This is a genomic window from Microcoleus sp. Pol17C6 (assembly GCF_036701145.1).
Taxonomy (GTDB): Bacteria; Cyanobacteriota; Cyanobacteriia; order Cyanobacteriales; family Microcoleaceae; genus Microcoleus.
This window is the reverse complement of sequence record NZ_JAUBQH010000055.1, coordinates 1-14,157: the sequence shown is the minus strand read 5'-3', so window position 1 is coordinate 14,157 and position 14,157 is coordinate 1. Positions and strand designations below refer to the sequence as shown.

Below are 14,157 nucleotides of genomic sequence, written 5' to 3'. Positions count from 1 at the left end.
ATGGCAAATTTATACCCATCTTCAGAATCATGCCATCATCAGTGCCAATTCGACCAATTCCCGTCACCACCCCAACCCCCACCGGCGGCGGTACCAGTCCCGGAGGGGCACCTGGCGGCACTCGCGGCACCAGCGGCCCCGACTCCCTCAGAGGTACTGCAGGCGGTAACTTGATATTTGGTTTGGGTGGCCCTGACAGCATTTTGGGCTTAGGCGCAGACGATTCCCTCTACGGCGGCGACGGCGATGACTCACTGCTGGGCGACGTTGGCAATGATTTGCTCTTCGGCGGTGCCGGCCGCGACAGCGTTTTGGGCGGCGCCGGCGGCGATACTTTCTACGGCGGCAAAGGTTCTGACTCAATGCTGGGCGACGAGGGTAATGATTTGCTGTTTGGCAACCAAGACACCGATACTTTGTTGGGAGGCGCGGGCGATGACTCGCTTTTTGGGGGTGCCGGCGATGACTCGCTGTTTGGTGGCATCGGCAATGACTGTTTATCGGGCGATCGCGGCCTAGATACTTTAACTGGCGGCGCCGGAAACGATACTTTTGCGATCGGGCGTTTGGCAGACGGGGATGTGATTACAGATTTTACTGATGGTACGGATCAAATTCGCTTGACTGCCGGCCTCACCTTTGGCGAACTCACCATTTCCGCTGGGACCGGAACTTCCCCGAGTACAATTATTCAGCTTACAAACACCAAGGAAACTCTCGCTACTTTATTCGGAGTTGCCCGCGCTTCTATCAGTCAGGCAGACTTTATTCTTTAATGGGTAATAGGGAATTGGGAATTGGGTTGGCGGATACTTTGTAGTTTTAAGTTTTGAATGTTGAACTTTTTAACTCAAAACCGCTTTCCCGTTGCGAATAACGTTAGCTTTCGCGATGCGAAGGGAAGCAATCTCAAAACTTTTCATTTTCTTTTTTCCTGCTTCCTTCTTCCCTCTTCCTGACATCCGTTATATCCGTTACATCCCGTACATTGCTCGTTGCCGAACTTCCTAATGACTACTGACGGTTTTCTCAATCTCAACAAACCTGCGGGCATGACATCTCACGACTGCGTGGGGCGAGTGCGCCGGCTATTGAAACTCAAGCGAGTCGGACACGGAGGAACCCTCGATCCTGCTGTGACTGGTGTTTTGCCGATCGCCCTGGGCAAAGCAACCAGACTGCTACAATATCTCCAACACAATAAAGCTTACCGAGGCACGATTCGATTTGGCTTAACTACTGCTACTGACGATTTAGAAGGAGAAATTATCCATTCTCGACCGGTGCCAGAGTTGAGTTTGGAAAAAGTGCAAGCTGCACTGCCAAAATTTATAGGAAAAATTGAGCAGTTTCCACCGAGTTTTAGTGCGGTTCAGGTGGGAGGAAAACGCCTTTATGAGTTAGCTAGAAAAGGCGAAACTGTGGAAGTTACTGCTAGGAAGGTCGAGGTTTTTCGACTGGAAATATTGGATTGGCGATCGGGGGATTTTCCTGAATTGGATTTGTCGATCGCCTGCGGGGCGGGTACTTACATTCGGGCGATCGCGCGGGATTTGGGTGCGGTGTTGAATACAGGCGGCACTTTGGCTTGTTTGACTCGCACCGAAAGTAGCGGTTTTTCGATCGAGGAAAGTCTCACTTTTGAACAATTGGAACTGCAATTGCAGGAGAATAAATTCTGCCCGATTTTGCCATCGGCGGTTTTGGGACATTTAGGGGCGATCGTCCTTTCCCCTGAATATACCAAACGCTGGTTTCAAGGACAGCGCCTCCCGATTCCCGAAACGCCGATCGGGCCAGAGGAGGAAAGTAGCAACCATCCCCCCCACAACCCAATACCCGAACATCCCTATCCCTTGCAGGTTTACGATCGAGACGGTAATTTTTTAGGTATCGGTCAAGTAGCGAACTCAGAGACAAGTACCATATTATCTCCTCAAATTGTGCTTTAAGTATCTAAAATAAAAATGAAAATAGGTATAATTGGTACAGGAAAAGTTGGCGGAACTCTAACCGCTGGGAATGCTCTCGATGCACCTAGCTTACAGCGGTACGGGACGAGATTGGCCTATAAATCTAATCAATCGCTGAGGTAAAAATTGTGAAGATATTGCTGATCGGATTAATCCGAGGCTACAAAATGGGGATTTCTCCTTACCTGCCTAACGCCTGTAGATTTCAGCCAACTTGTTCGCAATACGCGATCGAAGCAATAGAAAGATTTGGGCCGGCCCGTGGCAGCTCGATGGCGGTTAAGCGAATTTTGCGCTGTCATCCTTTTCATCCAGGGGGTTTCGATCCAGTACCTCCTAAAGATAGCGAGGGGAATTAGTTATTAGTTAGAAGCCGGATTTTAGTTATTAGTTAATAGTGCAAATAGGCGTTGCATCCTCATGGCTAAAACTACCGAGGGGAATCACTCCCTAAGAGGGTTAAATTCGCACAAGTAGTGGTGTTTCTTAACCCAAATTCAGTAATATTACTGTTATCTTTCAAAACTCAGCAGCTATATAATGGTACAAACAGAGTACAGGGGATGCGAGTTGATATGTCTGCTACCGCAATCGGATACAAAATGTTGTCCCATACTCTGGCTGTACTCAGCCAGAAACAAGCAACAGGGAAACTGGTGTTAGAGCAAGGGGAACAACAGTGGCAACTTTACTTTTTTCAGGGTAGTTTGGTGTATGCCACGGGAGGAGCGCACAGAGCGAGACGCTGGTACAGGGCGATTGGGCAACACTGTCGAAACTTTCAAGTGGATCTCAGAGACCTCGATGCTGGAGAACTGTGGGAATATCAACTGCTTCAGCGAGGGATAGCAGCCAGCGAAATGAGCCTGGAACAAGCTAGGGCGATCGTCCACACCAGCCTTTCCGAAGTGTTATTTGCTGTGATCGGTCAATCGGGTTTGCGCCGGGAGTGGCGTCCGTCCCAGAAATATTTTTCTACAATTACCTCTTCTTTGCTGCTGTCTTTAACAGAAGTAGAGAAAATTCTGTGTTGTACAGAAGAAATTTGGCAGAAGTGGAAAGCAATGGGTTTGTGGCTGGTAGATCCAGAACAAGCACCACTTTTAAAAGCATCAGCCCAGTTGCAGCAAAATCGATTTAGCTCTAATTCTTTGATCGCTTTGGGTAACGTATTCAACGGCGAGAATACTCTTTGGGATATTGCATTTAAGAAAAAGCAGTGCGTGACTGTGGCAACTCGCGCTTTAGTTAATTACATCAAACAGGGTTTAGTAAATTTCCGAACAGTACCAGACTTACCGTCGCCTATAGAACAGTGGCGCCTTGCCGCAGCGATGGCCGGGGCGGGTCGCCCTTTGATTGCCTGTATCGATGACAGTCCGACAGTTTGCGAATTTTTAGAACAAATTTTATTGCCGGAGGGGTATCGAGTCCTAAAAATTCAAGACCCCATGCAGGGAGTGGGCCTCCTCGCCAAACAAAAGCCTGCTTTAATTTTTATGGACGTGGTGATGCCGAAGACAAGTGGCTTTGCTTTGTGCAATTTTTTGCGAAAAACACCTGCTTTTCGCGAAACTCCGATTGTGTTTTTGACCAGTCAAGACAGTATAATTGACCGCACGCGAGCGAAATTGACAGGTGCTTCCGATTTTTTGAGGAAGCCAGCCAATCCCGAACAGGTTTTGCAAATAGTTGACAAGTATTTGAAGGTAAAAGGCGATGGCCACCCTTCAGCCATTCGCCCCCAAGATATACTCCATTCACGACAACTTACCCTGGCAAATTCTTGAACCCAAATTATGCTGATCAAGCGTCACTTATCGGGCGCGTGAGCCTCCGGGGCACCCGATAAGTATTGTAAAATAAAGACGCCACCGAATTTTACCAATAAATCTTGTAGGGGCGGTTGCATGGTTTTTCTTGATTTCAAAGCCAAGATTTCCCTAAACCTGCTCAGCGGGTATTGATTCTAATATCTGTTCCAACCTGTTAACAAAAAGAATGCAACTGTAGGCAAGTTTCCAGCCAGAGGCTCATCAGTCCTTTCCAGTTTTTTAATCTAAAATCTAAAATCTAAAATCTAAAATCTAAAATCTAAAATGGTATAATCCATAAAACTTGATATTAATTATGAGCGATCGCACCCCGCAGGTGAGCGTAGTAATTCCGGCTTACAACTGTGCTGCTTACGTCGGCCAAGCCGTAGATAGCGTTCTGCACCAAACCTATACTAACTGGGAAATTATTGTCGTAGACGACGGCTCCCGAGACGATACCAAGTTAGTTTTAGAGAAATATGGCGATCGAATTCGCTACATTTACCAACAAAATCAAGGAGTTTCGATTGCCAGAAATCACGGCATCGAGCTATCGCGAGGAGAATTCATCGCTTTTCTCGATGCTGACGACTACTTTTTACCCGACAAATTAGCAGCACAAATGGCTGTATTTGCAGCGAAACCACATCTAGGAATAGTCCACAGCGGCTGGCGTCTAGTTAATAGTATAGGCGAACCGTTAAAAGATGTCAAACTCTGGCAAAATGTCCCTAAATTAGACTTAGAAATGTGGCTGCGGTGGAAACCAGTATTACCCAGCGCGATGGTATTTCGCCGTCAGTGGTTAGAGCGCGCCGGCGGATTTGATCCTCGATTTCCACCGGCGGAAGATACAGATTTAGTGCTGCGTTTAGCCTTAATGGGATGCGAAGCAGATTGGCTGCCGCAAGTAACTGTTTGCTACCGCCAGCACGAACAAAGCGCCATGTACAAAGGTTTACCCCAGGCTAAATCCCTCGCCGCAGTGATGGACAATTTTTTTGCCCGCCCCGAGTTGCCGGATAAAATACGTTTGTTGGAAAAGCAAATCAAGTACAGTACCTTAGTTTGGATTGCTTGGTATTTGTACCGCACCGGTCATTCTGTTGAGATGGTAGAGTTTTTGCAGCGTTCTTGGAATTATACGCCTTATTTGCCTGTGGAAACAGTAATTAATTGGGCGGAAGCTTTCGCCGAGTTTTCGCAGGATGCGGGAAATGAATTCGATGCCGATTTATTAGCTCAATCTGCAGAGTGGCAGCAGTTAATGCAGTGGACTATTCTCGGTACGCCAGCTTGATTGTGTTGATAGTCGATCGAGCTTGTATGTCATTTCTGGTTGATTCGTGATAGTATAACTTGCGCGATCGTAAAAGCAGATTTTACTAACCATCTATAGCGCTTCTCACGGAGGTGAGATACACCTAATTGTCCTCATCAAGGGTATATTATGTGGTGCTAATCTGTAGGTGGGAAACTGTTAAATTTTCGATGACACTTGCAGATTGTTTCGGGCGACGCACCTTACCCTACTGGTTTTCTAGGAACCTAGGTATATAGGACTTACGCAACTGGCACATTAAACAAAGGTATGTAGTTGCGCTTCAGCGCTCTTCTCTAAGTTAAGAGCGCTGAAGCGCAACTACATACCTAAATTTCAACCCCTATTTGTGACAGTTGGCTTTAGTCCGAATGGCGTAAGGAGCGGGAGTTCTGAGTTCGATATTACCGTCAATTCCTAATCCTGAACAGGCGTCGATATCGGTAGTCTTGACAGGCTTATTTGAAGGTTTTTTGACCTTTTTCTAAGTCTTTGAGTGTCATCCTATTGATTATTCCTTAGCCGAAAAGGAGTTGCCGCAGCTACAGCTTTGGGCGGCATTGGGATTGTGAAATCGGAAACCTCCGCCCATCAAGTCTTCTGAATAATCCAAGGTGAGCTCATTGAGATATTTTAAGTGCTGGGGGTCGATCGCTACTTGAACTCCCTCCGACTCGCATACAGCGTCTTCTGGGGCTGGCGCATCGTCAAATGCCATTGTATAAGACAAACCGGAGCAGCCGCTCGATTCCACGCCCAGACGAAATAAAGCATGGGGGTTCGGATGCTTCGACTTGAGGCGCGTTACTTCTGTTGCTGCTGTTTTGCTCAGATGAATCATTATGAGTAATTGGTAATTGGTAATTGGGAAGTAATGTTGAGTTTTGAAAATGTAGAATGTGCCTAGGCGTGTAACTTATCCGGAGAATGTAAAGTGCGCCGAACCGCGCACCTTACCCCTATATTTTTAGCAACTTGAGTTACTTAGCCTTTTCATTACGAGCATAATCGTCTTGAAAGCGGATAATATCATCTTCTCCGAGATATTCGCCATTCTGCACCTCAATTAAAACCAGGGGGATAACTCCCGGATTTTCCAGCCGATGAGAAGTGCACTGAGGAACGTAGGTAGACTGATTTGTAAACAGAACTTGTTCAGTTTCGCCACAAGTAACTTTTGCAGTACCAGAAACCACAATCCAGTGTTCGCTGCGGTGGTGGTGCATTTGCAGGCTGAGGCGGTGTCCCGACTTAACTTCGATCCGCTTAATTTTATATCCTGGGCCTTCTTCTAAAGTCGTAAAGGAGCCCCAAGGCCGCAATTCTGTAGCGGCTATTCCGTTGGGTGCTGCAGGTGCGTGCAGGGTAGATACTTGAGAAATTTCTTGAATCTGAACCATGATTTTCACTCCTTGAGGATTGCTTGCGGAATCCTTTGGTAAACGACGTTGTTTTTTGAGATTAACTAATCTATAGTTAAAACCGAAGCCCACCTGCGGGGACTGGTTAGCCGACTGTAGAGTTTTGCAAGAGTTGTGCTCAGCCCGATCGACTTGCCTTAACAACCATAGCAAAACCAACATAGCTGTTGTCACCTGATATTTGCTCGATCGCCCCAATCTACATCAAATCTTCATAGAAAGGGCGCTGGTTCTTGAATATTGATTAAAGGTGAATCCTAATCCAGCTCTTGAGACTGCTGTTGCAAAACTTCTAGCATCTGGTTAGAGACCCTCTGGGATGAAACCTGGTTGAATAGTTAGACTTGAATAAGTTTGGCTAAGTTCTGTGAAGCAGTGATAAGTGAACCGAACGTCGTAGAGTTTTTTCAATTCTGCAACCAGGGTGGGACAAAGCGGCCCAAAGCTATCTAACCAGGCTTTGAGTCGATCGACTTTTTGCAATTATTCAGAAATACTCATTACTGTTGAGAAGGCAAAATGCTGCTGGAGAATGTCACCCAGACGCTGAGGATACAGTCGCATTAACAATGCTATAAACTCATTTCTCAACAACAGGCTTTCCGGCCTGTTCCACAGAGAGTAAATATTGTGCGCTGGGTCGGAAAGCCCGCCCTTAAAAAGCTTATTAACAAGAATGCAAGATGTGAGTTAGTATCGGAATTACTCATCTCTCTGCTCTTCCTCTGCGCTCTCTGCGGCCTCTGCGGTTTAATAATTCACCTAATTGAAGAGTCTTTAAGCATAAATCTTTAACCTCCGGGTTCCATAGTTAAGTTATCGGCTTTAACTATTTTTTTACTCGGATCGAATAAGTTTGGATTTTTTGGTAGCTCTACCCAATTGAGTAGATCCACATATAATACATGATACTAGAGCGATCGGCATCCCATCCTCTACTCTAGATCAACATCTTTTCGTCACTTTGACAGGAGCATCAAAATAAATGAACAGCAACGGACTGCCACAAAAGCAAGGTCTGTACGATCCGCAGTTCGAGCACGACGCTTGCGGAGTCGGATTCATCGTACACATGAAGGGTAACAAATCCCACGAAATTGTCGAGCAGGCACTGACAATCCTCTTGAACCTCGACCACCGGGGCGCGTGCGGCTGCGAACCCAACACCGGAGACGGGGCGGGGATTTTGATGCAGCTACCCCACAAGTTTCTCAAGAAAGTAACGGCGGCCCTAAACATCGAACTTCCCGAAGCCGGCGAATACGGCGTTGGCGCGATTTACTCGTCGCCAAATCGAACTGAACGCGAAAACGGCCAGCGCATTTTTGAGGAAATCGCGGCAGAAGAAGGCCAGGAAGTGCTGGGCTGGCGCGATGTTCCCACGGACAACTCGTCCCTCGGCGACACCGCCAAATCTAGCGAACCCTTCATGCAACAAGTGTTCCTCCGGCGGGCGGCAGGTATTGACGAGGCGGCTTTCGAGCGGAAACTGTACGTCATCCGCAAACGGGCTCACAATGCCATCCGCAGGACTAACACAGACCCATACTGGTATAATTCCACACTCTCCTGCCGGACGATCGTCTACAAGGGTATGTTAATGCCGGTGCAAGTCGGCGATTACTATCCTGAACTGCACGACCCCGACATGGAAAGCGCTCTAGCCCTGGTTCACTCGCGCTTCAGCACGAATACTTTTCCGAGTTGGGAACGATCGCACCCTTACCGCTACATCGCTCACAACGGCGAAATTAACACGATGCGCGGCAACATTAACTGGATGCACGCGCGGCAATCGCTGTTCGAGTCGGAACTATTCGGCGATGACTTAAAGAAAATCCCCAATTTAATCAATATCGAAGGCAGCGACTCGACGATTTTTGACAATGCTTTGGAATTGCTGAATTTGGCCGGGCGTTCTTTGCCGCACGCTGTAATGATGATGATTCCCGAACCTTGGACAGCCCACGAGTCCATGAGTGACGAGAAAAAAGCTTTCTACGAATACCATTCTTGCTTGATGGAACCTTGGGACGGCCCGGCTTCGATCGCCTTTACCGATGGTACTTCGATCGGGGCCGTACTCGATCGCAACGGTTTGCGCCCTTCCCGCTACTGCGTTACCAAAGACGACTTGGTAATTATGGCATCGGAAGCGGGAGTTTTGCCGATCGCCCCAGAACGAATTGCATCCAACGGCCGCTTGCAACCGGGGCGGATGTTTCTGGTAAATACCGAGGAAGGCCGCATCGTCTCTGATGAGGAAATTAAAACCAAAATCGCCACAGAACACCCGTACCGCGAGTGGATCGACCAGCACATGGTCGAAATCGCCAAACTCAAAGATGCGCCGGCAGTAGCAGAATCTCATCCCGAAACATTATTGCAGCGGCAAATGGCCTTTGGCTACACCTTTGAAGAACTGCGGTTGCTGTTAGCGCCGATGGCGAAAGATGGCGTGGAAGCTGTCGGCGCGATGGGTGCGGATACGCCGCTGGCGGTGCTTTCCAACCGCCCAAAACTGCTTTACGAATACTTCCAGCAGTTGTTTGCTCAAGTTACCAATCCGCCGATCGATTCTATCCGCGAAGAAATTGTAACTTCTGCCGAAACTACGATCGGCGCTGAACGCAATTTGCTCAAACCGGAACCGGAAAGCTGTCATTTGATTGAACTGAAAACGCCAATTCTCAGCAATGAAGAATTAGCTAAGCTCCAACACGTAAATGAGGGCAATTTCAAGTCCATCACCGTGCCGATTTTGTTTGACCCCAAAAGCGGCCTGAAAGGTCTAGAACAGGCTTTAGAAGAGGTTTTTGCAGCAGCAGACAGCGCGATCGCCTCCGGGGTGAATATCATCATTTTGAGCGATCGGGGTATCAGTCCAGACAAAGCCCCAATTCCGGCGCTGCTGGCAGTTGCGGGCCTGCACCACCACTTGATCCGCAAAGGTACGCGCACGCGGGCGGGACTCGTGCTCGAATCCGGCGAACCGAGGGAAGTGCATCACTTTGCGACACTTATTGGATATGGTTGCGGCGCGATTAATCCGTATTTGGCTTTTGAGACGATCGCCGATTCGATCCGCGAAGGACTGCTGCTAAATGTCGAGTACAAAGCTGCTTGCAAAAACTACATCAAAGCCGCCACTAAAGGGGTGACGAAAGTTGCCTCGAAAATTGGGATTTCCACAATTCAAAGTTATCGCGGCGCGCAGATTTTTGAGGCGATCGGCTTAAATAAATCCGTAGTCGATAAATACTTTGCTTGGACAGCCTCGCGGATTGAAGGCGTAGACCTCGAAGTCATCGCCCAAGAAGCAATTTTGCGCCACAATCACGCTTTCCCCGATCGCCCTTCCAGCGGACATACTCTCGATGTTGGCGGCGAATATCAGTGGCGGAAAGAAGGCGAAGCGCATTTGTTTAGTCCGCAGACAATTCACGCCCTGCAAAAGTCGGTGCGCGATGGCAGTTATACGCTTTTCAAACAGTATTCGGGGCTGGTAAACGAACAAAACCAGCAGCATTTTACCCTGCGCGGTTTGCTGCAATTCAAGCAGCGGGAATCGATACCCATTGAGGAAGTTGAGCCGATCGAATCTATTCTCAAACGCTTTAAAACTGGGGCGATGAGTTACGGTTCGATTTCTAAGGAAGCCCACGAATCGCTAGCAGTAGCGATGAACCGCATTGGTGGCAAATCGAACACCGGTGAAGGCGGCGAAGATCCGGAACGCTACACTTGGACGAACGATCGCGGCGACTCGAAAAACAGCGCGATCAAACAAGTTGCTTCCGGGCGTTTCGGCGTTACCAGCTTGTACCTTTCCCAAGCGCGGGAACTGCAAATCAAGATGGCGCAAGGCGCGAAACCAGGTGAAGGCGGACAGTTGCCCGGTAAAAAAGTATACCCGTGGATTGCGAAGGTGCGGAACTCGACTCCGGGTGTGGGTTTGATTTCGCCTCCTCCTCACCACGACATTTATTCGATCGAAGATTTGGCAGAATTGATTCACGACTTGAAAAATGCCAACCGGGAAGCGCGGATTAGCGTGAAACTCGTGTCGGAAGTTGGAGTCGGGACGATCGCGGCGGGTGTTGCTAAGGCCCACGCCGATGTCGTGTTGATTTCCGGCTACGACGGCGGAACCGGCGCTTCGCCGCAAACTTCGATCAAACACGCGGGATTACCTTGGGAATTGGGACTGGCTGAAACTCACCAAACTTTGGTACTCAACAATCTCCGCAGCCGGATTGTCGTAGAAACTGACGGTCAAATGAAAACCGGCCGCGATGTAGTAATTGCTGCCTTGCTTGGCGCTGAGGAATTCGGTTTTGCGACCGCGCCGCTGGTGACATTGGGCTGCATTATGATGCGCGTTTGCCACCTGAACACTTGCCCGGTGGGTGTGGCAACGCAAGACCCGCTACTGCGGAAAAACTTTACCGGCGACCCAGAGCACACGGTAAACTTTATGACCTTCGTCGCGCAGGAAGTCCGGGAAATTATGGCGCAGTTGGGCTTCCGCACGCTGAATGAAATGGTGGGGCGGACTGATGTTTTGGAAGCGAAACAAGCGGTGGAACACTGGAAGGCTAAGGGTTTGGATTTCTCGAAAATCCTTTATCAGCCGGAGGTTGGGGCGGATGTCGGCCGCTATTGTCAGATGGCGCAGGAGCACGGTTTAGAAAAGTCGATCGACATGACGGTGTTGTTGGATTTGTGCAAAGGTGCGATCGAAAATGGCGAAAAAGTACACGCCAAACTGCCGATTACCAATGTCAACCGCGTTGTCGGCACAATTCTCGGCAACGAAATCACCAAACGCAACTGGGAAGGTTTGCCGGATGACACGGTACACCTGCACTTCCAAGGCAGCGCTGGGCAAAGCTTTGGCGCATTCGTGCCCAAGGGTGTCACCCTGGAGCTCGAAGGCGAAGCTAACGACTATTTGGGCAAAGGGCTCAGCGGCGGCAAGATTATCTTGTATCCGTCGCCAGATTCTACCTTTGTCGCGGAGGAAAACGTGATTGTCGGTAACGTAGTGCTTTACGGCGCGACATCCGGCGAGGTTTTCATCCGAGGGATGGCGGGCGAACGTTTTGGGGTGCGTAACTCCGGCGTTAACGCGGTAGTTGAAGGTGTGGGCGATCACGGTTGCGAGTACATGACGGGCGGCAAAGTTGTAGTTTTGGGTGAAACCGGGCGCAATTTTGCCGCAGGTATGAGTGGCGGTGTGGCTTACATTTTGGATGAAGCGGGGGATTTTGCTACTCGCTGCAATATGTCGATGGTGGATTTGGAAAAATTGGAGGATGTTGAGGAGATTAGCGATTTGCGGCAGTTAATTCAGACTCACTTTGATTTGACTGGAAGTGCGAAAGCATCGAAGGTTCTGGCTGCGTGGGATGAGATGGTGCCGGTGTTTGTGAAGGTGATGCCGAGGGATTATAAGCGGGTGTTGCAGGCTATTGAAAGGGCGATCGCATCGGGTTTAAGCGGTGATGATGCGCTGACGGCTGCATTTGAAGAAAATGCTCGCGATGTCGCTCGGATTGGCGGCAGCTAGTCTAAGAAACCGGGTTTCTGCGATAATCTTGGCATCACCACCGAGATTTAGGAAGAAACCCGGTTTCTGAACCCCCGCGCCTAGTCCAAGAAACCGGGTTTCTGCGACAATCTTGGAATCCCCACCAAGATTTAGGAAGAAACCCGGTTTCTGACTGCGGCGCGATCACCCCCAATCCAAGAAACCAGGTTTCTGCGATAATTTAAGCATTCTCACCGAGATTTTGGTGAGAAACCCGGTTTCTGACTTCCCCGGTTTCTGAAGTTGATAGATTAACTAAATTTTGAATAAATATAGCCACAATATTATTGAACCAACCACTAACCTCCTTACAAATTTCTATCTCATCATCTGAGATGTCAATGTCAGATACCTTCTTAGGATGAGTAATTCTGTTCCGAATTGCAATAGCTGTTTGAAATTTTTTCCATGTAGTTGTTCCAATTCCAAGTTCAAGCTGCATTTTCAACAGACGGTTAACAACCTTCACTGTAAAAATAAGATTATCGGAAAGCCTCAGAAATTTTGTTTGAATAGATGTTTCGCCATTACCTTTTAGACCATAACTTTCATCGGCAAGCATGGCATATTCTGCAATAGTCATTTGCAGAACTCCATTACGTGATTTTGCTTTAAGGCAAGTTTGCTTAATCAGCCAAATTATTCCTTCTATAGAAGCAAAAATGCTGCGGATGTATGCACGCCGAAAAAATTGCGTATTCGGCTCCTTATTAAGCAAAGCCTCTGCTTCTCCAGCATCTTCAAGAAGCTTTAACATTGGCTCTGTTATGTCTCCTAATTTCATTCTGACTTCACCTAGCACCCATCTTTTTGTAGTGTATGACCGAGTGGACTGGCTTACCAGTTCAGCAACTACACGCATAGCAATAAATACTGAGCTTCACCATAACCATACTGTTATAGATAACTTTTAGCAATTCTCTAGCGGAAAACAACAGCCATGAACTTCTGTCTCGCAAATTTTTTTTCAGCCAGGCCCTCACTAACAAATCAGCAAGCTAACTACATATTGATTTACATTTGCGTGACAAACACCTATTTTACCGTAAATTACCGCATATTTTATTTTCTGTCAATACCTACTCAAAAAATATTGAGGATTTTCTAGTATATACTACGCTACCTGAAAGTTCTTTTCGAGCGCCAACTCGGTTAGACAGACCTACAGTTAGATTTGTTAATAGTTTTGCTGCATAACTATAGGGAATTGTACAATAGATAAACTAATCGAGTCTCCAAACTAATCAAGCGGATTTTAACCGAGTATCTATAATTGTACCGCCATCCTCAACCAGACATCGAGACATTCTTAATTACCGACGAGCAAAACGGTCATTATATGTGGATCAACCTGGGCTGGCCAAAGGGCGATCGCATTATCGGTATCACTGTTTACGTTCGGATTCGCGATCGCAAATTCTGGATTGAGGAAGACTGGACTGAAGATGGGATTGCAACGGATTTGGTGCGCGCTGGAGTTCCCAAGGAAGATATTGTTTTGGCATTTCACGAGCCTGGGATGCGGCAGTACACAGATTTTGCAGTAGCTTCGTAGCACTTCAGGGATGGGAAAATTAAAAAGCTCGATCGCACAGCTATTGATGGTTATTTATTGAACAAAATTTTTTTTGAAACATTAGTTTACTTACCACCATATTCTCCTCTACCTAAAGAAGATTGAGCCAAGAAGAGTCTTGATTAAAGAGTCGAAGCCGCCAACAACTGGAACAGTTTGATTGTTTACATTCTGGCAATTGAAGATGTCTTAGGTCAAGCGTCCTAACTGCCTTAACGGCTGCGATACTTCCCATCCCCGCAGTAAAAATCTTTTTTCCCAAAACAAAAAGCGCCCCTATTTCTAGGAGCGCTTTTTGTAATCGAGGACTAAAACTTAGCCATTGATAGAAGGAGCAACCAAAGCTACAGGAGTGACTTCACTAGCAGCCAAGTCAAGCGGGAAGTTGTGAGCATTGCGCTCGTGCATTACTTCCATACCCAAGTTAGCGCGGTTGATCACATCAGCCCAAGTATT

Annotated in this window: 11 protein-coding genes and 1 pseudogene; 8 read left to right on the top strand and 4 right to left on the bottom strand. The window is 47.8% G+C overall.

Translation table 11 applies throughout. The features are described from left to right. The first annotated feature begins 29 nt into the window (after window positions 1–29). The 6 genes from QUA25_RS22525 (at window position 30) to QUA25_RS22500 (ending at window position 5,090) form a co-directional block, all read left to right on the top strand. Window positions 30–776 (top strand): calcium-binding protein, encoded by a 747-nt coding sequence (locus QUA25_RS22525; protein WP_333041359.1) that lies wholly within the window; start codon window positions 30–32, stop codon window positions 774–776. Between the two features lie 234 nt (window positions 777–1,010). Continuing rightward, complete coding sequence (truB, locus tag QUA25_RS22520) at window positions 1,011–1,952, top strand: tRNA pseudouridine(55) synthase TruB (RefSeq protein ID WP_333041358.1); 942 nt, start codon at window positions 1,011–1,013, stop codon at window positions 1,950–1,952. Between the two features lie 15 nt (window positions 1,953–1,967). Beyond that, window positions 1,968–2,096, top strand: a complete 129-nt coding sequence (locus tag QUA25_RS22515) for a hypothetical protein (RefSeq protein WP_333041357.1) — start codon at window positions 1,968–1,970, stop codon at window positions 2,094–2,096. A gap of 5 nt (window positions 2,097–2,101) precedes the next feature. Further along, on the top strand, window positions 2,102–2,332 hold the full coding sequence (yidD, locus tag QUA25_RS22510; protein ID WP_333041356.1) for a membrane protein insertion efficiency factor YidD: 231 nt from the start codon (window positions 2,102–2,104) through the stop codon (window positions 2,330–2,332). Between the two features lie 216 nt (window positions 2,333–2,548). Beyond that, a complete protein-coding gene (locus tag QUA25_RS22505; protein WP_333041355.1) occupies window positions 2,549–3,763 on the top strand; it encodes a response regulator in 1,215 nt (404 codons plus the stop codon). Between the two features lie 340 nt (window positions 3,764–4,103). Then, a complete protein-coding gene (locus QUA25_RS22500; protein ID WP_333041354.1) occupies window positions 4,104–5,090 on the top strand; it encodes a glycosyltransferase in 987 nt (328 codons plus the stop codon). A 532-nt stretch (window positions 5,091–5,622) separates the two neighbouring features. Here the strand turns inward: QUA25_RS22500 and QUA25_RS22495 are convergent. Beyond that, entirely contained in the window at window positions 5,623–5,952 is a 330-nt protein-coding gene (locus QUA25_RS22495; RefSeq protein WP_333041353.1) for an iron-sulfur cluster assembly accessory protein, read from the bottom strand. Window positions 5,953–6,091: 139 nt separating this feature from the next. Further along, window positions 6,092–6,511 carry a phosphomannose isomerase type II C-terminal cupin domain gene (locus QUA25_RS22490; protein WP_190693399.1) on the bottom strand — a complete coding sequence of 140 codons (420 nt, stop codon included), beginning with the start codon at window positions 6,509–6,511 and terminating at the stop codon, window positions 6,092–6,094. A 1,006-nt stretch (window positions 6,512–7,517) separates the two neighbouring features. Here QUA25_RS22490 and gltB point away from each other — a divergent pair. After that, window positions 7,518–12,104, top strand: coding sequence for a glutamate synthase large subunit (gene gltB / locus QUA25_RS22485; protein ID WP_333041352.1), 4,587 nt, complete (start codon window positions 7,518–7,520; stop codon window positions 12,102–12,104). Window positions 12,105–12,306: 202 nt separating this feature from the next. On the opposite strand, the gene QUA25_RS22480 is transcribed toward gltB, so the two are convergent. After that, entirely contained in the window at window positions 12,307–12,909 is a 603-nt protein-coding gene (locus QUA25_RS22480; RefSeq protein WP_333041351.1) for a hypothetical protein, read from the bottom strand. 489 nt (window positions 12,910–13,398) lie between these two features. On the opposite strand from QUA25_RS22480, the gene QUA25_RS22475 reads away from it, so the two are divergent. Next, a complete protein-coding gene (locus QUA25_RS22475; protein ID WP_333041350.1) occupies window positions 13,399–13,680 on the top strand; it encodes a XisI protein in 282 nt (93 codons plus the stop codon). 336 nt (window positions 13,681–14,016) lie between these two features. Here the strand turns inward: QUA25_RS22475 and QUA25_RS22470 are convergent. Continuing rightward, window positions 14,017–14,157 (bottom strand): annotated as a pseudogene (locus QUA25_RS22470) (photosystem II q(b) protein); the annotation flags it as partial.